This is a genomic window from Paracoccus sp. SSJ (assembly GCF_030234105.1).
GTDB lineage: Bacteria > Pseudomonadota > Alphaproteobacteria > Rhodobacterales > Rhodobacteraceae > Paracoccus > Paracoccus denitrificans.
Map to the genome: position 1 here is coordinate 85935 of NZ_JASSPE010000011.1, position 24265 is coordinate 110199.

The following is a 24265-nucleotide window of genomic DNA, read 5'->3' on the forward strand; positions in this document are numbered from 1 at the left end:
ATCGGGGGGGCGGAGACCTAGGGGGCGGGCGGCCAGTCCAGGTCGACCCAGACCAGCCGATGCGCCGAAGCCGCCAGCGCTGCCTCGGCCAGCGGTCCGTCGGCCGGCCAGAGCACGCCCGAGCCCAGCACCTTCAGCCCCTTGGCCGACAGGACGTAATCGACGCGCAGGTTGCCCGGCGGCTTGTCGTCCGGCCAGTCGCCGGTATCCAGCGCCGGATCGCCCTTGTGGCCGTCGTTGACGCCGCCCCTTGCCGCCGCGCCGCCGGGGCTGCGGGGCAGGGGGTCTGTGACATGCGCCATGATCCGGGCCAGCGCCTCGGGCCGGCCCTCGCTGTCCATGGGATCGAGGTTCAGGTTGCCGGCCAGCACGAAGGGGCCGTCGGGCAGGTGATGCAGCCAGAAGGCCAGTTCGTCATGGTTGCGCCGGCCGTTCAGGTCCTCGGGCCCGTCGAAGACCGGCGGCGTCGCGGACATGCCCAGCAGATGCAGCGGCCGATCCGCGACCGTGACCACCGCGTCCCAATGCGCGGTCGAGGACAGGCGGCGGATCGCCACGACATCCTCGGGCAGTGGCGGCATCAGGTGGCCGGGCAGGTCGCGCCACAGGAAATCCGTGTGATCCGTCACCGGCCCGATGGGGTGGCGCGACAGGATCGCCATGCCGCCTTGGCCCGAGAATGTGCCGAAGCCCTGCGCATCGTCGGCCGTGCCCAGCCGCCCGTCGGCGTTCAGGTCCAGCCCGGTCGCCATGCCGGAATTGGGCCGGGCGGCGAAACGGTGCGGATAGTCCAGCCCGGCCTCGGCCAGCCTTGCGGCAAAGGCGTCCAGCGCGCGACCCTCGTAATCCCAGTCGAATTTGGTCAGCAGCAGGATGTCGGGCCGGGTCTCGGCGACGACCCGGATCGCCGCCTCGATCTGCGCATCCTTGCGGCCGAGGTCGCGCAACAAAAGCCCCGGCCCGTCGCGCGACAGGTCGGGGCTGTAGGTGGCGATCCGCAGGGGATCGGCATGGGCGGCAAGGCCAAGGGCGGCAAGCAGCGCCGCCCCGGCAAGCGCCCTTACACCCAAGGCCGGCTCTGGGCCATCTGCGCCTCATAGGTGTCGATGGCGCCTGCCTTCTCCATGGTCAGGCCGATATCGTCCAGCCCGTTCAGCAGGCAGTGGCGGCGGAACGGGTCCAGCTCGAAGGGGAAGCTCTGCCCGTCCGAGGTGGTCACGGTCAGGTTTTCCAGATCGACGGTCATGCGGGCGTTGGCGCCCTTCTTCGCGTCCTCCATCAGCAGGTCCACGACCTCTTGCGGCATGACGATGGGCAGGATGCCGTTCTTGAAGCAGTTGTTGTAGAAGATGTCGGCGAAACTGGTGGAGATCACGCAGCGGATGCCGAAATCCAGCAGGGCCCAGGGCGCGTGCTCGCGCGACGAACCACAGCCGAAATTGTCGCCGGCGACGATAATCTGCGATTCCCGGTAGGCCGGCTGGTTCAGCACGAAATCGGGGATCTCGGAGCCGTCGGGATTGTAGCGCATCTCGTCGAACAGGTTCTTGCCCAGACCCGAGCGATGGATCGTCTTCAGGAACTGTTTCGGGATGATCATGTCGGTGTCGATGTTGACCAGCGGCATGGGTGCCGCGATTCCGGTCAGTGTGGTGAACTTGTCCATGTCTTGATCCTCGCAGAATTGACTTGGCGCGCGCGCGCCCGTTAACCGAGACCCGAGCGGCGCCTTGCGCCATGGCCATGCGGGTCTTGCTGATGCTTTTCGGGTTTTCGAGCTTCGCCGCCCTGCGCGCCTGCATCGCGCGCGACTGGACGCCGCAGATCGGCGACCCCGAGATCACCGGCTGGCTGACGGTGCTCTCGTATCTTGTCTGCCTGTTCCTGGCGGTAAAGGTGCTGCACTGCCGTCCGGCCGGCGCGGCGCGCGGACTGTGGCTGGCGATCGCCGGGCTGATGGCCTTTCTGGCGCTGAACAAGCAACTGGACCTGCAAACCGCGCTGATCGTCACCGGGCGCTGCATGGCCCGGGCGCAAGGCTGGTATGACAAGCGTCAGCTGGTGCAACTGGCCTTCATCGCCGGGATGGTGCTGGGCATGGTGATCGTGCTGTCCTGGACGACGAAGGCCCTGCGCGGGCACAGGCGCCGCAACGGCCTTGCCCTGCTGGGGCTGGTCGTGCTTTGCGGTTTCGTGCTGGTGCGCGCGGTGAGTTTTCATCATGTGGACAGGCTCATCAACGCCGAATTCGCGAACATCAAGTACAACTTCTGGTTCGAGAATGCCGGGCTGCTGCTGATCGCGATCAACGCCTTGCTGCTGCTGCGGCGGCGGGGCCGCTGAGGACCCCGCCCCAAGCATCAGACGGTTTCCGCCAGCAACTCGCGCACGTCGGTCAGGTGGCCCTTGATGCCCGCAGCCGCCGCCATCACCGGCGACATCAGATGCGTGCGGCCGCCACGGCCCATCCGCCCCTCGAAATTGCGGTTCGAGGTCGCGGCGCAGCGTTCGCCCGGTGCCAGCTGGTCGGGGTTCATGCCCAGGCACATCGAGCAGCCGGCCAGGCGCCATTCGAAGCCCGCGTCGATGAAGATCTTGTCCAGACCCTCTTCCTCGGCCTGCATGCGCACGAGGCCCGAGCCGGGCACGACCATGCCGCGCACGCCCGGCGCCAGCTTATGGCCCTTGAGGATCCCGGCAGCGGCGCGCAGGTCCTCGATCCGGCCGTTGGTGCAGGACCCGATGAAGACCGCGTCGATCCTGATCTCGTTCAGCGGCGTGCCGGGCTTCAGGCCCATGTAGTCCAGGCTGCGGCGCGCGGCCTCGACCTTGCCGCCCTCGAAATCCTCGGGGGCGGGAACCTTGCCGGTGATCGGCAGCACGTCCTCGGGCGAGGTGCCCCAGGTCACCACCGGGGCGATATCCTCGCCGCGGATGGTGACGACCTTGTCCCAATGCGCGCCCTCGTCGCTGAACAGCGTCTTCCACCAGGCCAGCGCGGCCTCCCATGCGGCGCCCTTCGGGGCGTGGGGGCGGCCCTTGACGTATTCGAAGGTCTTTTCGTCGGGGGCGATCAGGCCGGCGCGGGCGCCGCCCTCGATCGCCATGTTGCAGACGGTCATGCGGCCTTCCATCGACAGGTCGCGGATCGCCTCGCCGCAATATTCGATGACATAGCCGGTGCCGCCGGCGGTGCCGGTCGCGCCGATCACCGACAGGGTGATGTCCTTGGCGGTCACGCCCGGGCGCAGCTTGCCGGTGATCTCGACCTTCATGTTCCTGGACTTCTTCTGGATCAGCGTCTGGGTGGCCAGGACGTGTTCCACTTCCGAGGTGCCGATGCCGTGCGCCAATGCGCCGAAGGCGCCATGCGTCGCGGTATGGCTGTCGCCGCAGACCACGGTCATGCCGGGCAGGGTCCAGCCCTGTTCGGGGCCGACGATATGCACGATGCCCTGCCGGATGTCCGACATCGGATAGTAGTTCAGCCCGAATTCGCGGGCGTTCTTGTCCAGTTCGGCGACCTGGATGCGGCCCTCGGGGTTCTCGATGCCGTTCACGCGGTCGGGCGTGGTCGGCACGTTGTGGTCCGGCACCGCGATGGTCTGGTCGGGACGGCGCACCTTGCGCCCGGCCATGCGCAGCCCCTCGAATGCCTGGGGCGAAGTCACCTCATGCACCAGGTGCCGGTCGATATAGAGGATGCAGGTGTCGTCGTCGGAACGCTCGACCACATGGGCGTCGAAGATCTTGTCGTAGAGGGTGCGGGGCGCGCCCGCGTTCGTGTTGCCGGTCATGGCTGTCTCTTTTCTGGAAGACTAGCTGGGAAAGGGCGGAGGGGGCGCCGCAACATGCGGCAGGGCGCGCGCAGGCGCCCGTTCCCGTCAAAGTCGGGCGGTGACGGACAGGCTTTCGCCGTAGAACCGGCCGGGCAGGCGGGCGCGGTCATGAATGTCGAAATAGACGAATCCTCGCATGCCAGCAGTAATAGGTCGATTTCACGTCATATTCAATATCGTCACACGGCTCTGTTAATTCCAAGTTGAGAAATGGTCCCTATTTTCTGTGCAAGGGACAGGAAAGGGACCGATCATGCTGATTCGCATCATCCTGCGGGCCATCCCGCTGATCTGCGTGGCCGTTTTCGCGCTGGCGGTGCATGTGGCCGACACGCCGCTCAAGCAGGCGCGGCAGATGGCGGGCGTCGAAAGCCGGCATCTGGCCTGGGCCGAAGGGCAGGTCAGATGCGCCGATCCCTGGGGAAATCTGCCGGTTTCCGCCTGTCCGGCGGGGGGTGCGGCCAGAAATCCGCTGCGCCTGCATTGAGCGGGCGCGATTCCGTGCTACATTGATAAGGCCCCTGCGCCGGGGGAGATCGGCGTGATGACCGGAGGATGAACCCTGTCCAATACCGTCTCGCCGGCCTCTGCGCCGGCTGCGACCACCGCGGAATCCGGGCTGACGAGCGATCAGCTACTGGACCGCATTCTTGCCTCTCTTGACGACGACAAGGCCGAAGATGTCGTGACCATCGACCTGCGCGGCCGCTCGGCCATGGCCGATCACATGGTGATCGCCTCGGGCCGGAACGCGCGCCAGGTGGCCTCGATCGCCGAAAAGCTGGTCGAGCGCCTGAAGGAGCAGACCGGCCGCTCGGCCCGGATCGAGGGCAAGGAAACCGGCGATTGGGTGCTGATCGACACCGACGACGTGATCGTCCATGTCTTCCGCCCCGAGGTCCGCGAGTTCTATCAGCTGGAAAAGATGTGGATGCCCGCCGACGCGCTGCGTTCGGCCGCGCTTGACCGGCTGCGCGCCGAACATGCGGCCGACCAGCCCGGCTCGCCCCGCAACTGATCCATGCGCATGGTCATTGCCGCGGTCGGGCGGCTGCGGCAGGGCCCCGAGGCGAAGCTGATCGCCGATTATCTGGACCGCCACGCCAAGGCGGGCCGCGCCTTGGGCCTGCCGCCCGTGACGCTGGCCGAGGTCGAGGACAAGCGTGGCGGCGGCATGGTGGCCGAGGCGGCGCTGCTGGCCAGGGCTATTCCCCAGGGCGCCGCGCTGGTGGTGCTGGACGAGCGCGGCCAGATGCTCAGCTCACCCGAATTCGCGGCCCGGATCGCCGGCTGGCGCGATCAGGCGCGGGATGTCGCCTTCGTGATCGGCGGCGCGGACGGCATCGACCCCGGCCTGCGCGACGGGGCCGATCTGGCGATCAGCTTCGGCCGCATGGTCTGGCCGCATATGCTGGTCCGGGTCATGCTGGCCGAACAGATCTATCGCGCCACCACCATCCTGGCCGGCAACCCCTATCATCGGGAATGACAAGCCATTAAATTTATTAAAATTTTAAGGAAAAATCCGGCGCGGGAGCGGTGAAATCCGCCCGGCATCCGCTATGATGGGCGCATCCAGATCGCGAGTCGCCGGGTGCGCCATGATTCCAGTCGTTCACCATATCCATAGCCGGACCGGCCCCGCGGCCACCCATGCGGCACAAGAGGTCGAGGTCGTCGGTCCCACCCTTGCCCGCGCCCGGCCCGAGGTGCCTCCGGTCGGGCAGGCAGACGCGGTCGACAAGGACATGCAGCTTGGCCGCGAGGGCGTCGACCATTCGCGGCGGGCAGAATCTCCCCCAACGCCGGAGCGGGAGGGCATGCCGGGAACGGCCAGCAACCCCGATGGTCCGCAGGATCGCGCCGTGTTTCGCGCCCGGGTGATCAGGTTCCTTACCGCGATCTATGGCGAGGACGAAGCGTTCCAGCGCGCGCTGAAGCTGGGAACCATCGTGATTCAAGCGGTCGAGGACCAGCCCGAACCCGAGATGCGGCCCGAGCTGTCATATGCAACCTATCGCTACGGCGCCGCCCAGGCGCAGCAGGCCATGGCGGCGACGGATCGGCAGGGCGGTGACCAGTCCTCGAATATCGTCGCGGGCGATTTCATCGCCTGGTGGCCGAAATGACCCGGTCAAATATGTGCTCGGCGCCGATGACAGGGTTGCCGGGGCCGATGGAACGCCCTTGGCCAGCCTGCCCGGCCGTGGCCGGGGTTCCGAAAAGGCGATGGCCGGAAAAAGCATCCGCAAAACACCGCCGCGCATGGGCAGAGCGGGGAATGGCTGGGGCCGGAGCTTCGTCCAGAGCCGCCTCGCCCCGCTCACCAGAACGGCGCCTGCCCCGCTCAGGGGCAGGGTACGACCCAATTATCGATGATCTCGACCGCCTCGTCGGCGCTTTCGACGAAGCTGATCAGCTCCAGATCTTCGGGGCTGATCGTGCCGGCCTCGGCCAGCGCCTCCCAGTTGATGACCTTGTGCCAGAATTCCGGCCCGAACAGGATGAAGGGGATGCGCCTCATGCGGCCGGTCTGGATCAGGGTCAGCGCCTCGAACATCTCGTCCATGGTGCCGAAGCCGCCCGGAAAGACCGTAACCGCCTTGGCCCGCATCAGGAAATGCATCTTGCGAATGGCGAAATAGTGGAAATTGAAGCACAGGTCCGGCGTCACATAGGCGTTCGGCGTCTGTTCATGCGGCAGCACGATGGACAGGCCGATCGAGGCGCCCCCGGCTTCGTGCGCGCCCAGGTTGCCGGCCTCCATCACCCCCGGACCGCCGCCGGTGCAGATCACGTCCTCGGCGCCATAGCTTTTCAGACTGCGTTCGGTCATCAGCCGGGCAAAGCGCCGGGCCTCGTCATAGTAATGCGACAGGGCGGCCAGCGCCGGCGTGCGCGCGCCCTCGCGCCGGTCGGGCGAGGGGATGCGGGCGCCGCCGAACATCACCACGGTCGAGCGGATGCCTCGCGCATCCATGATCATCTGCGGCTTCAGCAGTTCGAGCTGCAACCGCACCGGGCGCAGTTCCTCGCGCAGCAGGAATTCGGAATCGGTAAAGGCCAGCCGATAGGCCGGCGCGCGCGTCTGGGCCGTGTCGGGGATGGTCCGCGCCGCCTCCACGTCCTGATGGCTGTCGCGAAACGGGTGGCTGCGCTCGTCAAGTTCCGTCATCCGATCCTCTGGCAGAAACCGCCGCATTGCGCGGCCGCACCCCTCGGCTTATAGCCCTTGGGCAAGAGTTTCCACCCGAGAGAGGCCAGACCATGTCGAATGACGCCCTTGAAGCCGCCATCGAATCCGCCTGGGAGATCCGCGACCAGATCACCCCCGCCACCAGGGGCGAGGTGCGCGATGCCGTCGAGGCCACGCTGGAGGCGCTGGACAAGGGTGTGCTGCGCGTCGCCGAAAAGCGCGGCAGCGACTGGCATGTGAACCAATGGGCGAAAAAGGCCGTGCTGCTGGGCTTTCGCCTCAAGGACATGGAGGTCCACATGGGCGGGCCGCAAGGCGGCACCTGGTGGGACAAGGTGGACAGCAAGTTCGCCCATTGGGGCGAGGCGCAATGGCAGGCCGCCGGCTTTCGTGCCGTGCCGAACTGCGTCGTGCGCCGCTCGGCCTATATCGCCAAGGGCGTGGTGCTGATGCCCAGCTTCGTGAACCTGGGCGCCTATGTCGACGAGGGCACCATGGTTGATACCTGGGCCACCGTCGGCTCTTGCGCGCAGATCGGCAAGAACGTGCACCTGTCGGGCGGTGTCGGCATCGGCGGCGTGCTGGAGCCGATGCAGGCCGGCCCGACCATCATCGAGGACAATTGCTTCATCGGCGCCCGTTCCGAGGTGGTCGAGGGCTGCATCGTGCGCGAGGGCTCGGTCCTGGGCATGGGCGTCTTCATCGGAAAATCGACCAAGATCGTGGACCGCGAGACCGGCGAGGTCATGTATGGCGAGGTTCCGGCGGGTTCGGTGGTCGTCGCCGGCTCGATGCCCTCGAAGAACGGTGTGAACCTGTATTGTGCGGTGATCGTCAAGCGCGTCGATGCGCAGACCCGTTCCAAGACCTCGATCAACGAGCTTTTGCGCGACTGAACCGTTGCATGGCCGCATCAGCGCAGCTGGGCGTGATGCGGCCGTGAACCGAAGGCGCGTTTGCGCGTTCACCCCGCATGTCGTCTTGCAATCGGAGGGTTCACATGCAGGGTTTGGGTTGGCTGGCCGCGATCGTCGTCGGCGGGTTGGCGGGCTGGATCGCCAGCAGCATCATGAAGGCCGATACGGGGATTTTCCTCAATGTCATCCTCGGCATCGTCGGTGCGGTGGTCGGCAATGCGCTCCTGGGCCTCGTCGGGCTGAATGCGCAGGCGGGCAGTTGGCTGGCGCAGGGCGTGGCCGGGCTGATCGGCGCGGTGGTGCTGATCTGGCTTTACCGGGCAGTGGCAGGATAGCGAAGCCGGGGCGGGTTTTCCCGCCCCTTTTGCCGCCCGGCGGTTCAGGCGGTGAAATCCGCCTGGCGGGCGCCGGTAATGCGAATCAGATCGCTGGGCGCGATGGCAAAGACATGGTGCGGGGTGCCTGCCGCCGCCCAGACCGTGTCGAATTCCAGCAGGCGCGGGTCCAGCCAGGCCTCGATCGGGCGCAGATGCCCGACCGGCGCGACGCCGCCGATGGCAAAGCCAGTCTCGGCCCGGATCAGGTCCGCATCGGCCTTGCCTAACCGCTGCCCCGCCACCCCGGTCGCCTTGGCCGGATCGACGCGATTGCCGCCCGCGGTCAGGAACAGCACGACATGGCCGGATTCCTCGCCGCGAAAGATGATCGACTTGGCGATCTGGTCGACCGCGCAGCCGACCGCCGCCGCTGCGCCCTCGGCGGTGCGCGCGCTGTCGTCGGTCTCGCGGATCAGTGCGGCGAGGCCCGCGGCCTCCAGCGCCGATTGCACGCGGCGCAAGCTCTTGCTCATTGTCACCTCCGTCCGTTTCGGGCGATATGACGCCAAATCGCGGCGAAGGGAAAGCCATGCAACAGGTCTATACGCTTCTGGTCGAAGTCGGCCGCGCGGCCGATGACGGCCTGCCCCACGGCGCTACCGGCGCGGCGCTGGTCTGCTATGCCTCGGGCAAGGACGAGGAAGAGGCGGTGCGCGAAACCGTCGCCATCCTGAAGCAGGCCGGCCTTGCGCCCATCGAGGTCACCGGCCATGGCAGCATCGACGAGCGGCTGGCCGAGGGCCACGAGATCCCCGAGGAAGAGCGCGCCCTGATGGACCGCGCGCTGGAGGAGAACGCGGTGATCGTTGCCCAGATGGAGCCGCTTTACGGTGATGAGGACGGCTGATCCGCCCCTATCCAGCCGCGCCATGCTGGGCTAGACTGGCTGCAACCAGAACAAAAGCCCAAAACGAGCAACGGAACGGACAGGCAGAATGACCAGACGCATTTCCCGCATCGCGACCTCGGCCGTGCTGACCATCGCCCTGGCAGGCTGCGGCGTGTCGCTGAACCACACGCCGGGCGCCGTCGGCGGCGGCAATTTCGGCGGATTGCCCACGGCGGGCGGGCAGGGCTCCGAGGCGGGCTTCCAGAACTGGGTGCAAAGCTTCCGCCCGCGCGCACTGGCGGCCGGCGTCTCGCCCGGCACGTTCGACAGCGCCATGGCCGGGGCGCACTACCAGCCCAGCATCGTCGCGCTGGACCGCAAGCAAAGCGAATTCACCAAGCCGATCTGGGAATACCTCGACGGTGCCATCGGCACGCGCGGGGCAACCGGTCGCGCCAAGGCCGCGCAATATGCCGGCACGCTCTCGGCCATCGAGGCGCGCTACGGCGTCCCGCGCGAGATCGTGCTGGCGGTCTGGGGCATGGAATCGAATTTCGGCGCCAATCGCGGCAACACCCGGATCGTGCCGGCGCTGGCGACGCTGGCCTATGACGGCCGCCGCGGCGAATTCTTTGCCGGCGAGCTGGTGGCGGCGCTGCGCATCATCCAGTCCGGCGATGTGGACAGCGCCCATATGGTCGGCAGTTGGGCCGGGGCCATGGGGCATACGCAATTCATGCCGTCGTCCTTCCTCAGCCATGCCGTGGACTTCAACGGCGACGGCCGCCGCGACATCTGGTCGAACGATCCGACCGATGCACTGGCCTCGACCGCCAGCTACCTGCGCCAGAACGGCTGGCGCCCCGGCCAGCCCTGGGGAGCCGAGGTGATCCTGCCGCCGGGCTTCGACTTCAACCGGTCCGGCAAGTCGGTGCAGCATTCAGGCAGCCAATGGGCGGCGATGGGGGTGCGCACGATCAGCGGCGCGCCGGTGCCTTCGGGCTCCATCCTGGCCCCGGCGGGGGCGCGGGGTCCGGCCTTCCTCATCACCGACAACTTCCGCGCCATCCTGAAATACAACGCCTCCGACAGCTATGCCCTGGCCGTCGCCTATCTGGGCGAGGCCATCGCCGGCCGCCGCGGCATCCAGGGCAACTGGCCGCGCGGCGATCGCACGCTGTCGAACAACGAAAAGGCCGAGATCCAGCGCCTGCTGATGGCGCGCGGCTTCGATACCGGCGGGGTGGACGGCAAGCTGGGCAGCCAGTCGACCGAGGCGATCCGGGCCTTCCAGCGCTCGCGCGGCGTGACGCCCGACGGCTATGCCGATACCCGCCTGCTGGCCATGCTGCGCGGCTAAGACAAGGGGGCGGCCCGATAGCCGCCCCGCCTCTCTTTCCGTTTTCCAAATACCCATTCCGCCCGTGCCACGAGGCGCGGCGTCGGCCGTTCAGGCCAGGATCTCGCGGAAATCGCTCAGAACCCGGGCATAGACATCGCGCTTGAAGGGCACGATGCCGTCGATCAGATCCGCCGCCCGCATCCATTGCCAACGCTCGAATTCCGGGTGCTCGGTGGCGATCCGCACTGCCGAATCCTCGCCCAGGAAGCGCATGGCGAACCATTTCTGCTTCTGGCCACCATAGCGTCCCTTCCAGACCTTGCCCAGCAGTTCCGGCGGCAGGTCATAGGTCACCCAGCCGGGCGTCTCGGCCAGCACATCGACCAGGTCGGGGGTGACGCCGGTCTCCTCGACCAGTTCGCGCAGGGCCGCCTCGCGCGGGCTTTCGCCCCGGTCGATGCCGCCTTGCGGCATCTGCCAGGCCGGGCCGGGATTGTCGATGCGCTGCCCGGCAAAGACCAGCCCCACCGGGTTGATCAGCACCACCCCGGCGCAAGGCCGGTAAGGCAGGCCCGAGGGGCCCAGCAGATCCGCGCTCATTCCGCCTGCGCCCCCTGGGCCGCGTCCTCGCCGGTATTGGCGGGTTTCGCGGCCTCCGGCACCGCCTGGGCGTGGTAATCCACCGCCGCCAGGCCCTTGAGGATGTCCACGGCATAGGCCAGCTGATAATCCTCTTCGCGCAGCTTGGCGGTGGCCTCGACCTGCTTGGCCTCCTCCTCGATCTGCTTGCGCTCTTCGTCGCTGATCGAATCGTTGTTCAGCGCGCCGCGCAGATCGGCCTCGGAGTTCAGGAATTTCGATTCGGTCCGGGGCTTGCCGGCCTCGTCCTCCTCCTGCGGCTTCGGCGTGGGCTGCTCGACGATGATGTCGGGCTGGATGCCCAGAGACTGGATCGAGCGGCCCGAGGGCGTGTAATAGCGCGCCGTGGTCAGCCGGATGGCGCTGTCGGAGGTGACCGGCATCACCGTCTGGACCGAGCCCTTGCCGAAGCTCTTGGTGCCGACGACGATGGCGCGGCGGTGGTCCTGCAACGCGCCGGTGACGATCTCGGATGCCGAGGCAGAACCGCCGTTGATCAGCACCACCATCGGCTTGCCCTGCGCCAGATCGCCGGTCTTGGCGTTCCAGCGTTCGCTTTCCTCGGGCTTGCGGCCGCGGGTCGAGACGATCTCGCCCTTGTCGAGGAAGGCGTCCGACACCTCGATGGCCTGGTTCAACAGCCCGCCCGGGTTGTTGCGCAGGTCCACCACGAAGCCCGTCACCTTGTCGATGCCGCCCGCGTCCTTGATCGCCTTGGCCATCTCGGTCTTCAGCGTCTGCATGGTTTCGTCGTTGAAGGTGGAGATCCGCAGCACCACGGCATGACCCTCGATCCGGGTCTTGACCACGGTCAGCTTGATCGTGTCGCGGGTGATGGTCAGGTCGAAGGGCTCTTTCTCGCCCTCGCGCAGGATGGTGATCTTGATTTCCGAGCCGACCGGGCCGCGCATCTTCTCGACCGCCTCGTCCAGCGTCAGGCCCATCAGCGATTCGCCGTTCACATGGGTGATGTAGTCGCCGGCCTTCACGCCGGCCTCGGCGGCGGGCGTGTCGTCGATGGGCGAGATCACCTTGACCAGCCCGTCCTCTTGCCCGACCTCGATCCCCAGCCCGCCGAAGCTGCCGCGGGTCTGGGTCTGCATGTCGTCGTAATCCTTGGCCGACAGGAACGAGCTGTGCGGGTCAAGCGAGGTCAGCATGCCGTTGATCGCCGCCTCGATCAGCTTCTTGTCGTCCACCTGCTCGACGTAATCGGCGCGCACGCGCTCGAACACGTTGCCGAACAGGTCCAGCTGTTCGTAGACCGAGGCGTTCTTGCCCGTTTCCTGCGCGACCAAGGGGCCGGCGAATTGGGTGGCGACGGTGATGCCCGCAAGCGTGCCGATCGCCCCTGCCAGAAGATAATGTTTCATTCAGTTCCGTCCTGCCCGGTTGCGTTGCGGCCTGTCCCGTCCGTGGCCTCTCCGACAATGGGATTCATCACGAACCATTCTGCCGGGTCCAGTGTTTCCTTGCCCTTGCGGAGTTCAACATAGAGTGTCTCGGTCTGTCCAGCACCGCCTCCGGCTGCGGCATTGGCGACGAACTCGGCGCCGAACTCCTGCGCCGGCGGCTCCTGCCCGCCCATCAGCCCGACCGGCTCGCCCAGGGCCAGCACGTCGCCCGTCTCGCCGAAGACCTGCGCCAGTCCGGCAAATATCATCAGATACCCGCGCGCGGGCTCAACGATCATCACATTGCCGTAATCGAGCAGCGGGCCGCGATAGCGGATCGTCGCCGGCCAGGGCGTGGTGACCAGCGCGGCGGGCGAGGTGGCGATCACCATTCCCGGCCGGCGCACCCCCGCGGCATCGGGTTCGTCATAGCGGCGCAGCACGCGGCCCAGCACCGGCAGCGCCAGGCTGCCCTGCGCGCCCTCGAAATCGGCCATGGGCGGGCCGACATCCTGCTCCATGCCGACGATGCCCGAGGCAAAGGCGTCCAGCGTGTCGGCCGATTGCACCAGCGCGGTCAACTCCTTCGGGTCTTCGCCGAAACGCACCGGCAGGCTGGAGCGGTCGGTCACCGCCGAGGCCAGCAGGCGCCGCGCCTCCTGCACTTGGTCCAGCCCCTGCGCCAGCGTATTCGCCGCGCTCAGCTGGATCGCGCGCACGGTGCGGATCTCCTCCAGCTTCTGCTGCATCTCCCGCGCCTCGGTTTCGAGCCCCGGCGCGACCGAGGACAGGATCATCCCCGCCCGGGCCGAGGATTCCGGCCCCGAGGGATGCAGGAGCAACATGGTCTCGGGCGATTTCTGCATCGAGGTCATCACCCCCAGCACCCGGCCCAGCCGCTCGCGCCGGGCGTCGAATTCGGCGCGGATCTCCTGCTCGCGGATGCCGGCGCGGCGCAGCCCTTCGCGCAGCGCCGCCATGCCCTGTTCATAGGCACGGATCATCCGGGTCAGCGAGGCGACCTGATCGTCCTCGGTCAGCGCCTCGTCCAGCTGGCCCACCGCCTCGCGCAGCATGTCGGCGGCCCTGGCAGCCTCCTGCGCGGCCTGGCCCAGCGACGAATCGTCCTGCGCGGGCGCTGCCGGCTGGGCCGGGGCCATCGAGCCGATGGCAAAGGCCACCAGCACCGGCAGGAGCAGCCTGGGTTTCATGCGCGCCCGATCAGCGAGGTGCCGGTCATTTCGGGCGGCAGGTCCAGCCCCATCAGGTCCAGCACCGTCGGCGCCACATCGGCCAGCCGGCCGTTGCGCAGCTTGGCACCCTCGGGCCCGCCGAAGACGATCACCGGCACCGGGTTGGTGGTGTGGGCGGTATGCGGCCCGCCGGTCTCGGGGTCGATGGTGGTTTCGCAATTGCCGTGATCGGCGATGACCACCGCGGCGCCGCCGGCCTTTTCCAATGCCTCCAGCATCATGCCCAGCCCCTTGTCCACCGCCTCGCAGGCGCGGATGGCGGCGGGCAGGCTGCCGGTATGCCCGACCATGTCGGGGTTGGCATAGTTCACCACGATCAGGTCGTAGCCCGCCTCGATGGCCTCGACCAGTTTTGCGCTGACCTCGGGCGCGGCCATCTCCGGCGCCAGGTCATAGGTGGCGACCTTGGGGCTGGCCGGCATGAAGCGATCCTCGCCCTCTTCCGGGGTCTCCTTGCCGCCGTTCAGGAAGAAGGTGACATGCGGGTATTTCTCGGTCTCGGCCAGGCGGAACTGGCGCAGGCCCCTGGCGGCGACCCAGGCGCCCAGCGTGTTGACCACCTGCCGCTTGGGATAGGCGGCCTGCATGTATTCGTCATGGCTGGTCGAGTAATCGACCATGCCCAGAAGCGCCGCCCATTCCGGCCGCCTGCCGGTGTCGAAGGCAGAGAAATCCGGCTGGCCGATGGCGGCCAGGATTTCGCGCGCGCGGTCGGCGCGGAAATTGAGGCAGAAGAAGCCGTCGCCATCCTTCGCGCCGGCATAGCCCTCGACCACGGTGGGCTGGATGAACTCGTCGGTCTCGCCGCGGGCATAGGCGTCGGCCACCGCCTGCGCCGCATCCGGGGCGGGCAGCCCTTCGGCGCGAACCATGGCGGCATAGGCGCGGGCGACGCGCTCCCAGCGGTTGTCGCGGTCCATGGCGTAATAGCGGCCGACGACGGTGCCGATACGCGCGGCCTCGGGCAATTCGCCCAGAAGTTCGGTGACGAAGCCCATCGCCGATTGCGGCGGGACGTCGCGGCCGTCGGTGACGACATGGATCACCACCGGCACGCCCTTGTCGGTCACCGCACGCGCGGCGGCGATGACATGCTGGATATGGCCATGTACGCCGCCGTCCGAGACGACGCCCATCAGATGCGCCGTGCCGCCGCTGGCCTTGAGCTTGCGGATGAACTCACCCAGCGCGGCGTTTTCGTAGAAGCTGCCGTCCTCGATGGCCAAGTCGATCTGGCCCAAGTCCATGGCCACGATGCGGCCGGCGCCGATATTGGTGTGGCCGACCTCGGAATTGCCCATCTGGCCCTTGGGCAATCCGACATCCGGGCCGAAGGTCACCAGCGTCCCATGCGGGCAGCCGCGCATCAGGCGGTCGAAATTCGGCGTCCTGGCCTGGTCGGGCGCGCTCTGCTCGGGGCGCGAGGAAATGCCCCAGCCATCGAGGATGCAAAGGACGACGGGTTTCGGGCGGGTCATGCGGCACCTCTTTCGCGGGTCGCGACGCTTCTACGACTGCGGGGCGCGCGGGGCAAGGTCGCCACGGGTTCTGGCGGATTCGTGAAGGCGCAGCGTGCCGCTTGTGGCGCCGTTGCATGAGTATTTGTGGAACGAAGAAGCTTCATTCGGCGCGCGTCCACGCTTCTTCGTTCTTCAAATACTCATGCGACCAAGCCGCAAGCACCTGCAGAAAAGCCTCAGGCGCGGGCCTCGGCGGCGATCTGGGCGGCGGTCTTGCGGCCGCGCTCGGTCGCGGATTTCAGCTGGCCGCAGGCGGCCATGATGTCCTCGCCGCGCGGGGTGCGGATGGGCGAGGCATAGCCGGCCTTGTGGACGATGTCGGCGAAAGCCTCGATCCGCTCCCAGCCGGAGCGGCGATAGGGCGAGCCGGGCCATTCGTTGAAGGGGATCAGGTTCACCTTGGCTGGGATGCCGCGGATCAGCCGGACCAGCCGCCGCGCATCCTCGTCGCTGTCGTTCACCCCGTCCAGCATGACATATTCGAAGGTGATGCGTTCCGAGTTCGACAGGCGCGGATATTCGCGCAGCGCATTGAGCAGTGTCTCGATGTTCCACTTGCGGTTCACCGGAACCAGCTTGTCGCGGGTCTCGTCGGTGGTGGCGTGGAAGCTGACGGCCAGAAGGCAGCCGATCTCCTCGGCGGTCTTGGCGATCTCGGGGACGATGCCGCTGGTCGACAGCGTGATCCGGCGGCGCGACAGGCTGATGCCCTCGCCGTCCATCACCACCTTCATCGCGTCGCGGACATTGTCGAAATTGTAGAGCGGCTCGCCCATGCCCATCAGCACCACGTTCGAGACCAGTCGCGTCTCGTCCTTGGGCGCGCCGGGCTTGGGCCATTCGCCCAGGTCGTCGCGGGCGACCATGACCTGGCCGACGATCTCGCCCGCCGTCAGGTTGCGCACCAGCTTCTGCGTGCCGGTGTGGCAGAACGAGCAGGTCAGCGTGCAACCCACCTGGGACGAGATGCAAAGCGTGCCGCGGTTCTCCTCGGGGATATAGACGGTCTCGACCTCGTGCCCGCCGCTGATGCGCAGCAGGTATTTGCGGGTGCCGTCGGCGCTGATCTGGCGGGTGACGATCTCGGGCAGCGCGATCTCGAAGTTTTCCGCCAGCAGGGCGCGATAGTCCTTGGCCAGGTTGGTCATCTGCGCGAAATCGCGCACGCCCCAGTGATAGATCCATTGCCAGATCTGGCCCACGCGCATCCTGGCCTGCCTTTCCGGCGTGCCGGCCTGGATCAGCGCCTCGTGCAGCTGCTCGCGGGTCAGGCCGACGAGGTTCCTGCCTGCCGTCTCGGGCAGCTTGCGCGGGATGGTCAGCAGGTCCTGGGTGATCGGGGCGGCGTTCATGGCTGGATGTCCGGGCGAGGGGGCAATGGGCCTATATAGGGCAAGACGGCCCAAAAGAAAACAGGGGCTCGCGCCCCTGTTCGTATCGGTTCCGGCAGGTGCGGCCTATTTGCAGGCGGCCTGCGCCTTGTTGGTCGCGGCGGTGATGCCGGACAGGCTGAAGGTGTCCTTGGTCACCGTGCCCCGCGCCGAGCGGCCGGTGATCACGGCCGAAGAGCCCGCGCGCAGCGCCGAGACCAGCTTGGCGTCGTCGGCCGGCGAGCCGGTCCAGGCGCTTTCGCCCTCGGTGAACAGCTTGAAGACGTTGCCGCCGATATTCACCTCGACCGCCGAATCCGGGGCGAAGGGATAGCCGCCCGAGAACGAGACCTCGCCCGACTGGCCGGGGCGATAGGCGACATAAAGCCGGATGTCGCCGCGCGTCACCTCCTTGGGCTTGCCGCTCGCGTCAAGGTTCTGGGTGGATTTCGGTGCCGACACGGCCCAGCATTCCTTGGGGCTGTTCGCCGAGAAGACGGTCCAGTCGCCCTCGGTCCCGACTACATTCGTCGAGTCCTGGGCCAGGACCGGCGAAGACGCGGCGATCGCGAGTGCGGCGGCTGCCGCTGCGGCGCGCGGCGCGAATTTCAACATGCTCTGGCCTCCTGCCATGGTCCGGTTTGTTCCGGCTTGTTGCCGATGACGGTGGTGTTTTCAACCATCTGGCGGCAAGATAATGCGAAAAGGAAGCCGTGAAAAACCCCCGTTCGCGGAAAATCGCGCGATTGTCAGAGGAAAAGCGACCATGACCGCAGCCAGACTCATCGAATTGTGGCGTGGCGGCATGCGCGAGAGCACCCATCTGGGCCATGTGGTGATTTCGGATGCGAACGGCATCGTCGAGGCCTGGGGCGATCCGGGTGCGGTGATCTATCCGCGCTCGTCCTGCAAGATGGTGCAGGCGCTGCCGCTGGTCGAGAGCGGCGCGGCCGATGCGGCGGGGCTGGGAAGCGAGCATCTGGCGCTGGCCTGCGCCAGCCATAACGGCGCCCGCATCCATACCGAGCGGGTCGCGGCCTGGCTGTCCGGCCTGGGGCTGGATGAGGAGGACCTGCGCTGCGGCGCGCATATGCCCAACGACCCGGCCGAGCGCAAGCGGCTGACCTGTTCGGACGAAAACCCCTGCCAGATCCACAACAACTGCTCGGGCAAGCATGCCGGCTTCCTGACGCTCAAGCGGCACATGAAGGCCGGCCCGGAATATGTCGAGATCGATCATCCCGTGCAGCGCGCCGTGCGCCGCGCCTTCGAGGAGGTGACCGGCGAGACCGCCACCGGCTGGGGCATCGACGGTTGCTCGGCGCCGAATTTCGCCTGCACGATCGAGGGGCTGTCCCATGCCATGGCCGGCTTCGCCCAGCCGGGGGCCGGGGTGCGGGGCCGCGCGCAGCGGCGCCTGGTCGAGGCGATGCTGGCCCATCCAGATCTGGTCGCCGGCGAAGGGCGGGCCTGCACCGAGCTGATGCGCGCCATGAAGGGTCGCGCCGCGGTCAAGACCGGGGCCGAGGCGGTCTTTGTCGGCATCGTTCCCGAGCGGGGGCTGGGGATCGCGCTGAAGGTCGCGGATGGCGGCACGCGCGGTGCCGAAGCGGCGATCACCGCGCTGATGGTGCATCTGGGGCTGCTGGAGGAAGGCCATCCGGTGGTGCAGAAATACCTGACCGGACCCTTGCGCAACTGGCGCGGGCTGGCCACGGGCGAGCTGCGCCGCGCCGGGGGTTTTCCAAGCTGAGACGCGGCCGTTGCGGCTTGGGCCAGGTTTCGTCCTTTACAGAAGCTGCCAGATCAGCCGCAGTGCCAGTGCGGTCGAGGTCACGACCAGCAGCGGCTTGATGACCCGCGCTCCGGTTCGCATCGCCAGTCGTGCGCCCAGCATGGCGCCGCCGATCTGCGCCAGTGCCATGACTGCGCCGACCAGCCAGAGCGGCTTGCCCACAGCGGCAAAGGCGACCAGCCCGCCCAGGTTCGAGGCGAAGTTCAGCAGCTTCGTATGCGCCGTTGCCTTGAGGATGCCGTAGCCCGCCAGCATGACGAAGCCCAGCATGAAGAAGGAACCCGTGCCCGGCCCGACCAGCCCGTCGTAAAAGGCGACGATGGGAACGACCGTGGCGGTAAAGGCCGCGGGGGCGATGCGGCGCACGCGGTCGGTATCGTCCAGTCCCGGTCGCAGGGCGAAGAACGCGGCGATGCCGATCAGCACCACCGGCAAGCCATAGCGCAACACCTGCGCCGGGAGCCATGTCACCAGCAGCGCGCCGCAAAGCCCGGCCGCGAATGCCACCGCCGCCGCGCCGGTCTGCTGGCGCAGGTCCACCAACCCGCGCCGGGCATAGGAGATCGCCGCAGTCGCCGCACCGAAGACGCCCTGCACCTTGTTGGTGGCCAGCGCCTGCGCCGGGGGCAGGCCGGCCAGCATCAGGGCGGGGACGGTGATCAACCCGCCTCCGCCGGCGATGGCATCGACGAAGCCGGCGGCGAATGCGGCGCCGGCCAGCAGCAGCACGAGGTCGAGGGAGAGTTCGAACATGCCGCCCCTTTGCGGGGCCGTGCGGGAAATGTAAAGCCGGCCCGGGCGGTGGGGTCGCATGAGTATTTGGGGAACGAAGAAACCTTGGCGAGAGGCTGGCGCGGCCTGTGCCGGTCGCGCGGCTGCATGGGTGCCGCATGGGTATTGGGGAAACGGTGAAGGCGCTCAGGCGCGGGGGTGGGCGGCGCGATAGACTGCCAGCAGGTGGGCGTCGTCCACGCCGGTATAGACCTGGGTCGTGGACAAGCTGGCATGGCCCAGGAGTTCCTGGATCGTGCGCAGATCGCCCCCTGCGGCCAGCAGATGCGTGGCGAAGGAGTGGCGCAGCGCATGCGGGGTCGCGGTCGGCGGCAGGCCCAGCACCTGTCTCGCCTGTCGCATCGCGCCCGAGATCAGCGTCGGGCTGAGCCGGCCGCCGCGGGCGCCGCGAAACAGCGGGGCCTTGGCTTGCAGCGGATAGGGGCAGAGGCGCAGGTAATCGGCGATGGCCTCGCGCGCGATGGGCAGGACCGGCACCTGCCTTTCGCGCCCGCCCTTGCCGCGGATGGTCAGCGCCTCGCGCAGCGGCCAGTCGGCGCCGTTCAGCCCCAGCGCCTCGGAGATGCGCAGCCCGCAGCCCCAGAGCAGCGTCAGCACCGCCGCGTCGCGGGCCGCGATCCAGGCTTCGGGATGGGTGCTGCCGGCGATTTCCAGCACGTCCTGCGCCTGTTCCGGCGCCAGCGGGCGAGGCAGCGAGCGGGTGTATTTCGGCCCGCGCGAGGCGAGCGCCCTGGAAGCGTCGAAGCCGTGCCGGTCCGACATCCAGCGGATGAAGCTGCGTGTGGCCGAGAGCCTCCGCGCGAGCGAGCGGGCCGAAAGCCCCCGCCCGCGCTCGGCGGCGGCAAAGGCGCGCATGTCGGTCTGCGTCAGCCCGGCCAGCGTCGCGGGCAGGGCGGGCGTGCCGTGATAGCTGCCGAGGAAGGTCAGGAAGGCCAGCAGGTCGGCCTGATAGGCGCGGATCGTGTGGTCCGAGCGGTCGCGCGCCGCCCGCTCGCTGGCCAGCCAACGCTCGAGATTGTCGGCCATGGCCGGGGCCAGCGCCAAAAGCTCGGCCCCGCCGGTCATTTCCTGAGCCAGGAAATCAGCACCAGCCGGAACGCCTGGCCGAAGAAGCGCAGGAGATCCGTGCCCTGGGCGGGGTTGAAGCGCCCGATATCGGCCGAACCCATGAGCAGCAGCGCCGGGAAGCGGCCGGGGCCGAGGTCGATGGGCAAGAGCGCCTCGGAGCGGATCGGGGCCCGGGCCTCGCCATGAAAGGGCAGGGTCTCGGGCACGGCGCGGCGCAGCACGATGTCGTCGCCGCGCGGCATCCGCCGCCCGCCCGAGATCAGCCCGGCCACCGTGCCGGCGGGGGCGATCACCAGCGGGCCGCCGTCTTCCGGCTCGGGTATCGCACCGCCCGATTCCATCACCAGCCGCAAGGTTTCCACCCGCAGGATCGGCGCGACCGCGATGTCGAGGTTTTCCAGGAACTCCTCGAAATCCATCGGTTCCAGCAGGGACAGCACGGCGCGGTGGATGGTGTTCATCCCCGACTGGTTGTCATAGGCGGCCGAGATCACCGATTCATGCGCGGCCTCCAGCCGGTCGAGCCGCGATTCCAGCGCCTGCATGGCGCGGCCGCGGATGTCGATGACGTTCTCGCCCACCTCGGCCTCGCGCGCGCCGATCAGCGCGCGCATCAGGTCGCGGTCGGAGAGGATGAGCTCGGGCCGGGCAAGCAGCCGGGCGCGGATCTCCTCGGTCAGTTCGGCCGCGGGCTCCTGGCTCATCAGACGATCTTCTGCCCGGTCTTGGCCCAGTCTGCGTTGAACTGTTCCAGGCCCTTGTCGGTCAGCACGTGATTCGCCATCGCCTTGATGACGGCGGGCGGCGCGGTAATCACGTCGGCGCCGATGCGGGCGGCGTCGGTGATGTGGTTCACCGAGCGGATCGAGGCCGCCAGGATCTGGGTCTGGAAGTCGTAATTGTCATAGATCTCGCGGATCTGGGCGATCAGTTCCATGCCGTCGAAGTTGATGTCGTCGAGCCGGCCGATGAAGGGGCTGATGAAGGTGGCGCCGGCCTTGGCGGCCAGGATCGCCTGCGCGGCCGAGAAGCACAGCGTCACGTTGACCTTGTGTCCCTGCGACGACAGCACCTTGCAGGCCCTGAGCCCGTCCCAGGTCAGCGGCACCTTGACGGTGATGTTCGGGGCGATCTTCACCAGATGCTCGCCCTCGCGGATCATGTCCTCGGCCTTGCTTGCGACGACTTCGGCGCTGACCGGGCCCTCGACGATGTCGCAGATTTCCTTGGTGACCTCAAGGATGTCGCGGCCCGATTTCAGGATCAGCGACGGGTTGGTGGTGACGCCGTCCACCATTCCAAGGTCGTTCAGCTCGCGGATGGCGGCGACGTCGGCGGTATCGACAAAGAATTTCATGCGGGGAAGCCCTTCTTGCGGTTTTGCCGTGGGTTTAGCGCATAACAGCCGGCGCGTGAAGTCCGGGCCGCGCGGCATGGCGGCGCCGACTTGCGGGGCGGTGCGCCGCCATGCCACTAGTGGCGGGCCCCTGGGGGCACGTTTATCCGCCATCGTTGCAGGAGAAATGCCTTGGAAGCCTTTCAGCCCGATCTCGTCGCCCTGCTGCCGGCCCTGGCCGCCGGTCCGTTCCTGGTCGGCAACTGGCCGCTGCTGCTGCTGATCGGCTGGGCTTCGCTGCCGCTCTGAGATGTCCCCGCCGCTTTTCTATCCCCATGGCGCGCGGATCGCGGTGCTGACGCAAGAGGTGGTCGGGGTGCTCGACTATCTTGCGCCCGAGGGGGGCGTGCGTCTGGGCCAGCTTGTCGTCGTGCCGCTGGGTCCGCGCCGGGTGATGGGCGCGGTCTGGGGGCCGGGGATCGGCGATTTCGATGCGGCGAGGCTGCGGCCGGTGGCGCGGCTGATCGACGCGCCGCCGCTGACGCCGGGGATGATCGAGTTCCTGATCCGCATGGGCGAATACACGCTGACGCCGCTGCCGTCGCTTTTGCGCATGGCGACGCGGGCACCGGACCTGGACCAGCCGCCCTCGGCCCGGCGCATCATCCATCGCGCGGGGCCGCCGCCCGCGCGCATGACCGATGCCCGCGCCGCCGTGCTGCGGGTAATCGAGGATCACGGCGGCGCCGGTTTCGCGCCGGGCGAGCTGGCGCAGCTGGCCGGGGTCAGCGCATCGGTGGTGCAGGGGCTGGTCAAGGCCGGCACGCTGGCCGAGGTGCTGGCGCCGCGCGATGTGCCCTATCCGCGACTGGACCCCGGCCTGCCGGGCAAGCCGCTGGCCGAGGATCAGGCCGAGGCGGCGGAGACCCTGCGCGATGCGCTGAAGAGCCACGCCTATGGCACTACGTTGCTGCGCGGCGTTACCGGCTCGGGCAAGACCGAGGTTTATCTTGAGGCCGTCGCGGAATGCCTGCGCCAGGGTCGGCAGGCGCTGGTGCTGCTGCCCGAGATCGCGCTGTCGGCCGAGTTCCTCGACCGGGTCGAGGCGCGCTTCGGTGCCCGGCCCGGCGAATGGCATTCGGGCATCACCCGCACGGAACGCCGGCGGCTGTGGACCATGGCGGCGCAAAACCATGTCGGGCTGGTGGTGGGCGCGCGTTCGGCGCTGTTCCTGCCCTTTGCCGACCTGGGCCTGATCGTCGTCGATGAGGAACACGATTCCAGCTACAAGCAGGAGGATGCGGTCTATTACAGCGCCCGCGACATGGCGGTGCTGCGCGCCAGCGTCGAAGCTGCGCAGGTGGTGCTGGCCTCGGCCACGCCCTCGGTCGAAAGCTGGGTGAATGCGGGATCGGGGAAATACCGCCGCCTCGACCTGCGGGCGCGCTATGGCACGGCCGACCTGCCCGAGATGGGCACCATCGACCTGCGCCAGCAGGAGATGGAGAAGGGCCGCTGGATCAGTCCCCGCCTTGCCGCCGAGATCCGCGCGCGCAAGGAACGCGGGGAGCAGTCGCTGTTGTTCCTGAACCGGCGCGGCTATGCGCCGATCACTGCCTGCCGGGCCTGCGGCCAGCAGATCGGCTGCGACCATTGCGACGCTCGCATGGTCGAGCATCGCTTCCAGAACCGCCTGGTCTGCCATCAATGCGGCGCGACCAAGCCGATCCCGAACGCCTGCCCAAGCTGCGGGGTCGAGGGCAAGATGACCGCCATCGGGCCGGGGGTGGAGCGGCTGGCCGAGGAGGTGGCCGAGCGGTTCCCCGAGGCGAAGGCGACGGTCCTGTCCTCGGACCTGTTCCATTCGGCCCGCGCGCTGAAAGAGGCGATCGCCGAGATCGGGGCGGGCAGCACCGACATCATCATCGGCACGCAGATCGTCGCCAAGGGGCACAATTTCCCCCGCCTGACGCTGGTGGGCGTGATCGACGCCGACCTTGGCCTGCAGGGCGCCGACCTGCGCGCGGCCGAGCGCAGCTTCCAGCTGATGCGGCAGGTGGCGGGACGGGCCGGGCGCGAGGGCGGCGATGCGCGGGGGCTGGCGCTGCTCCAGACCCATCAGCCCGACCATCCGGTGATCCGCGCCATCCTGTCGGGCGAGGACGAGGCGTTCTGGGATGCCGAGGCCGCGGCGCGCCAGGCGGCGGGCATGCCGCCCTTTGGCCGGCTGGCGGGGATCATCCTGTCGCATCCCGACCAGCCGGTGGTCGAGGATTACGCCCGCGAACTGGCTCGCCGCGCCGAGCCCCTGCGCGCCATCGGCGCCGAGCTGTTCGGCCCGGCCCCCGCACCCATCGCCCGCATCCGCGCGCGCTATCGGGTGCGGATGCTGATCCGTGCGCCGCGCCAGGCGCCGGTGCAGGGCGCGATCGCCGAATGGCTGGCGTCGGCACCCAAACCGCCCAGCAACCTGCGGCTGGCGGTGGATATCGATCCGCAAAGCTTTCTCTGATCCCGGCCGGCCCCGCGGCAGGCGGGCCATCCGACGGCAAAACGCCCGTGAACCGTTTCCGGTCCACGGGCAGCAATCGTTACCAC

Annotated in this window: 26 protein-coding genes; 11 read left to right on the forward strand and 15 right to left on the reverse strand. The window is 68.1% G+C overall.

From position 1 onward, the window contains the following. Window positions 1-17: 17 nt before the first annotated feature. A complete protein-coding gene (locus QPR87_RS13625) occupies window positions 18-1070 on the reverse strand; it encodes an endonuclease/exonuclease/phosphatase family protein (protein WP_285049873.1) in 1053 nt (350 codons plus the stop codon). Next, window positions 1061-1666 (reverse strand): 3-isopropylmalate dehydratase small subunit, encoded by a 606-nt coding sequence (gene leuD / locus QPR87_RS13630; protein WP_104491439.1) that lies wholly within the window; start codon window positions 1664-1666, stop codon window positions 1061-1063. Before leuD ends, QPR87_RS13625 begins: the two co-directional genes overlap by 10 nt. A 71-nt stretch (window positions 1667-1737) precedes the next feature. Here leuD and QPR87_RS13635 point away from each other — a divergent pair, with 71 nt between their 5' ends. Beyond that, window positions 1738-2343 carry a hypothetical protein gene (locus tag QPR87_RS13635; RefSeq protein WP_285049874.1) on the forward strand — a complete coding sequence of 202 codons (606 nt, stop codon included), beginning with the start codon at window positions 1738-1740 and terminating at the stop codon, window positions 2341-2343. 17 nt (window positions 2344-2360) lie between these two features. On the opposite strand, the gene leuC is transcribed toward QPR87_RS13635, so the two are convergent. Beyond that, window positions 2361-3797, reverse strand: coding sequence for a 3-isopropylmalate dehydratase large subunit (gene leuC, locus QPR87_RS13640; RefSeq protein WP_285049875.1), 1437 nt, complete (start codon window positions 3795-3797; stop codon window positions 2361-2363). 295 nt (window positions 3798-4092) lie between these two features. Here leuC and QPR87_RS13645 point away from each other — a divergent pair, with 295 nt between their 5' ends. The 4 genes from QPR87_RS13645 (at window position 4093) to QPR87_RS13660 (ending at window position 5968) form a co-directional block, all read left to right on the forward strand. Continuing rightward, a complete protein-coding gene (locus tag QPR87_RS13645) occupies window positions 4093-4326 on the forward strand; it encodes a hypothetical protein (RefSeq protein ID WP_011748799.1) in 234 nt (77 codons plus the stop codon). 132 nt (window positions 4327-4458) lie between these two features. Further along, the gene (gene rsfS, locus QPR87_RS13650) at window positions 4459-4857 is read left to right on the forward strand and encodes a ribosome silencing factor (RefSeq protein ID WP_086000147.1); all 399 of its coding nucleotides are present in this window, start codon (window positions 4459-4461) and stop codon (window positions 4855-4857) included. Window positions 4858-4860: 3 nt separating this feature from the next. Further along, complete coding sequence (gene rlmH, locus QPR87_RS13655) at window positions 4861-5328, forward strand: 23S rRNA (pseudouridine(1915)-N(3))-methyltransferase RlmH (RefSeq protein WP_011748797.1); 468 nt, start codon at window positions 4861-4863, stop codon at window positions 5326-5328. Window positions 5329-5440: 112 nt separating this feature from the next. Further along, the gene (locus QPR87_RS13660; protein ID WP_285049876.1) at window positions 5441-5968 is read left to right on the forward strand and encodes a hypothetical protein; all 528 of its coding nucleotides are present in this window, start codon (window positions 5441-5443) and stop codon (window positions 5966-5968) included. Window positions 5969-6186: 218 nt separating this feature from the next. Here the strand turns inward: QPR87_RS13660 and QPR87_RS13665 are convergent, their stop codons facing one another. Further along, window positions 6187-7014: an LOG family protein gene (locus tag QPR87_RS13665; RefSeq protein WP_041529973.1), complete on the reverse strand. Its 828-nt coding sequence runs from the start codon at window positions 7012-7014 to the stop codon at window positions 6187-6189. Window positions 7015-7106: 92 nt separating this feature from the next. Here QPR87_RS13665 and dapD point away from each other — a divergent pair, with 92 nt between their 5' ends. Both dapD and QPR87_RS13675 read left to right on the forward strand, forming a co-directional pair. Further along, window positions 7107-7931 carry a 2,3,4,5-tetrahydropyridine-2,6-dicarboxylate N-succinyltransferase gene (dapD, locus tag QPR87_RS13670; protein WP_011748794.1) on the forward strand — a complete coding sequence of 275 codons (825 nt, stop codon included), beginning with the start codon at window positions 7107-7109 and terminating at the stop codon, window positions 7929-7931. A gap of 104 nt (window positions 7932-8035) precedes the next feature. After that, a complete protein-coding gene (locus tag QPR87_RS13675; protein ID WP_011748793.1) occupies window positions 8036-8287 on the forward strand; it encodes a GlsB/YeaQ/YmgE family stress response membrane protein in 252 nt (83 codons plus the stop codon). Between the two features lie 44 nt (window positions 8288-8331). Here the strand turns inward: QPR87_RS13675 and QPR87_RS13680 are convergent, their stop codons facing one another. After that, the gene (locus QPR87_RS13680) at window positions 8332-8802 is read right to left on the reverse strand and encodes a YbaK/EbsC family protein (protein ID WP_285049877.1); all 471 of its coding nucleotides are present in this window, start codon (window positions 8800-8802) and stop codon (window positions 8332-8334) included. Window positions 8803-8858: 56 nt separating this feature from the next. Between QPR87_RS13680 and QPR87_RS13685 the strand changes: the two genes are divergently transcribed. Together QPR87_RS13685 and QPR87_RS13690 are read left to right on the forward strand one after the other, a co-directional pair. After that, the gene (locus QPR87_RS13685; RefSeq protein WP_285049878.1) at window positions 8859-9176 is read left to right on the forward strand and encodes a DUF8846 family protein; all 318 of its coding nucleotides are present in this window, start codon (window positions 8859-8861) and stop codon (window positions 9174-9176) included. An 88-nt stretch (window positions 9177-9264) separates the two neighbouring features. Further along, window positions 9265-10518 carry a lytic murein transglycosylase gene (locus QPR87_RS13690; protein WP_285049879.1) on the forward strand — a complete coding sequence of 418 codons (1254 nt, stop codon included), beginning with the start codon at window positions 9265-9267 and terminating at the stop codon, window positions 10516-10518. Between the two features lie 90 nt (window positions 10519-10608). On the opposite strand, the gene QPR87_RS13695 is transcribed toward QPR87_RS13690, so the two are convergent. From QPR87_RS13695 to QPR87_RS13720, 6 genes are all read right to left on the reverse strand, one after another. Next, window positions 10609-11100: an RNA pyrophosphohydrolase gene (locus QPR87_RS13695; RefSeq protein ID WP_011748789.1), complete on the reverse strand. Its 492-nt coding sequence runs from the start codon at window positions 11098-11100 to the stop codon at window positions 10609-10611. After that, entirely contained in the window at window positions 11097-12512 is a 1416-nt protein-coding gene (locus QPR87_RS13700) for a S41 family peptidase (RefSeq protein ID WP_285049880.1), read from the reverse strand. The genes QPR87_RS13695 and QPR87_RS13700 overlap by 4 nt, the downstream gene beginning before the upstream one ends. Further along, window positions 12509-13744, reverse strand: coding sequence for a murein hydrolase activator EnvC family protein (locus QPR87_RS13705; RefSeq protein WP_285049881.1), 1236 nt, complete (start codon window positions 13742-13744; stop codon window positions 12509-12511). The genes QPR87_RS13700 and QPR87_RS13705 overlap by 4 nt, the downstream gene beginning before the upstream one ends. Next, on the reverse strand, window positions 13741-15264 hold the full coding sequence (gpmI, locus tag QPR87_RS13710) for a 2,3-bisphosphoglycerate-independent phosphoglycerate mutase (RefSeq protein WP_285049882.1): 1524 nt from the start codon (window positions 15262-15264) through the stop codon (window positions 13741-13743). The genes QPR87_RS13705 and gpmI overlap by 4 nt, the downstream gene beginning before the upstream one ends. A gap of 218 nt (window positions 15265-15482) precedes the next feature. Beyond that, window positions 15483-16658 carry a dual-specificity RNA methyltransferase RlmN gene (gene rlmN / locus QPR87_RS13715; RefSeq protein WP_011748785.1) on the reverse strand — a complete coding sequence of 392 codons (1176 nt, stop codon included), beginning with the start codon at window positions 16656-16658 and terminating at the stop codon, window positions 15483-15485. Window positions 16659-16763: 105 nt separating this feature from the next. Next, window positions 16764-17291 carry an invasion associated locus B family protein gene (locus QPR87_RS13720; protein WP_011748784.1) on the reverse strand — a complete coding sequence of 176 codons (528 nt, stop codon included), beginning with the start codon at window positions 17289-17291 and terminating at the stop codon, window positions 16764-16766. Between the two features lie 151 nt (window positions 17292-17442). On the opposite strand from QPR87_RS13720, the gene QPR87_RS13725 reads away from it, so the two are divergent. After that, window positions 17443-18429 (forward strand): asparaginase, encoded by a 987-nt coding sequence (locus tag QPR87_RS13725; RefSeq protein WP_011748783.1) that lies wholly within the window; start codon window positions 17443-17445, stop codon window positions 18427-18429. A gap of 36 nt (window positions 18430-18465) precedes the next feature. On the opposite strand, the gene QPR87_RS13730 is transcribed toward QPR87_RS13725, so the two are convergent. The 4 genes from QPR87_RS13730 to fsa form a co-directional block, all read right to left on the reverse strand. Beyond that, window positions 18466-19224, reverse strand: coding sequence for a TSUP family transporter (locus tag QPR87_RS13730; RefSeq protein WP_285049883.1), 759 nt, complete (start codon window positions 19222-19224; stop codon window positions 18466-18468). Window positions 19225-19389: 165 nt separating this feature from the next. Continuing rightward, window positions 19390-20328, reverse strand: a complete 939-nt coding sequence (locus QPR87_RS13735; protein ID WP_285049884.1) for a tyrosine recombinase XerC — start codon at window positions 20326-20328, stop codon at window positions 19390-19392. Further along, window positions 20325-21035, reverse strand: a complete 711-nt coding sequence (locus QPR87_RS13740) for a DUF484 family protein (RefSeq protein WP_011748780.1) — start codon at window positions 21033-21035, stop codon at window positions 20325-20327. The genes QPR87_RS13735 and QPR87_RS13740 overlap by 4 nt, the downstream gene beginning before the upstream one ends. Beyond that, complete coding sequence (gene fsa / locus QPR87_RS13745; RefSeq protein WP_104491449.1) at window positions 21035-21688, reverse strand: fructose-6-phosphate aldolase; 654 nt, start codon at window positions 21686-21688, stop codon at window positions 21035-21037. Before fsa ends, QPR87_RS13740 begins: the two co-directional genes overlap by 1 nt. A gap of 289 nt (window positions 21689-21977) precedes the next feature. Here fsa and QPR87_RS13750 point away from each other — a divergent pair, with 289 nt between their 5' ends. After that, window positions 21978-24179, forward strand: a complete 2202-nt coding sequence (locus QPR87_RS13750; RefSeq protein WP_285049885.1) for a primosomal protein N' — start codon at window positions 21978-21980, stop codon at window positions 24177-24179. Window positions 24180-24265: the final 86 nt, after the last annotated feature.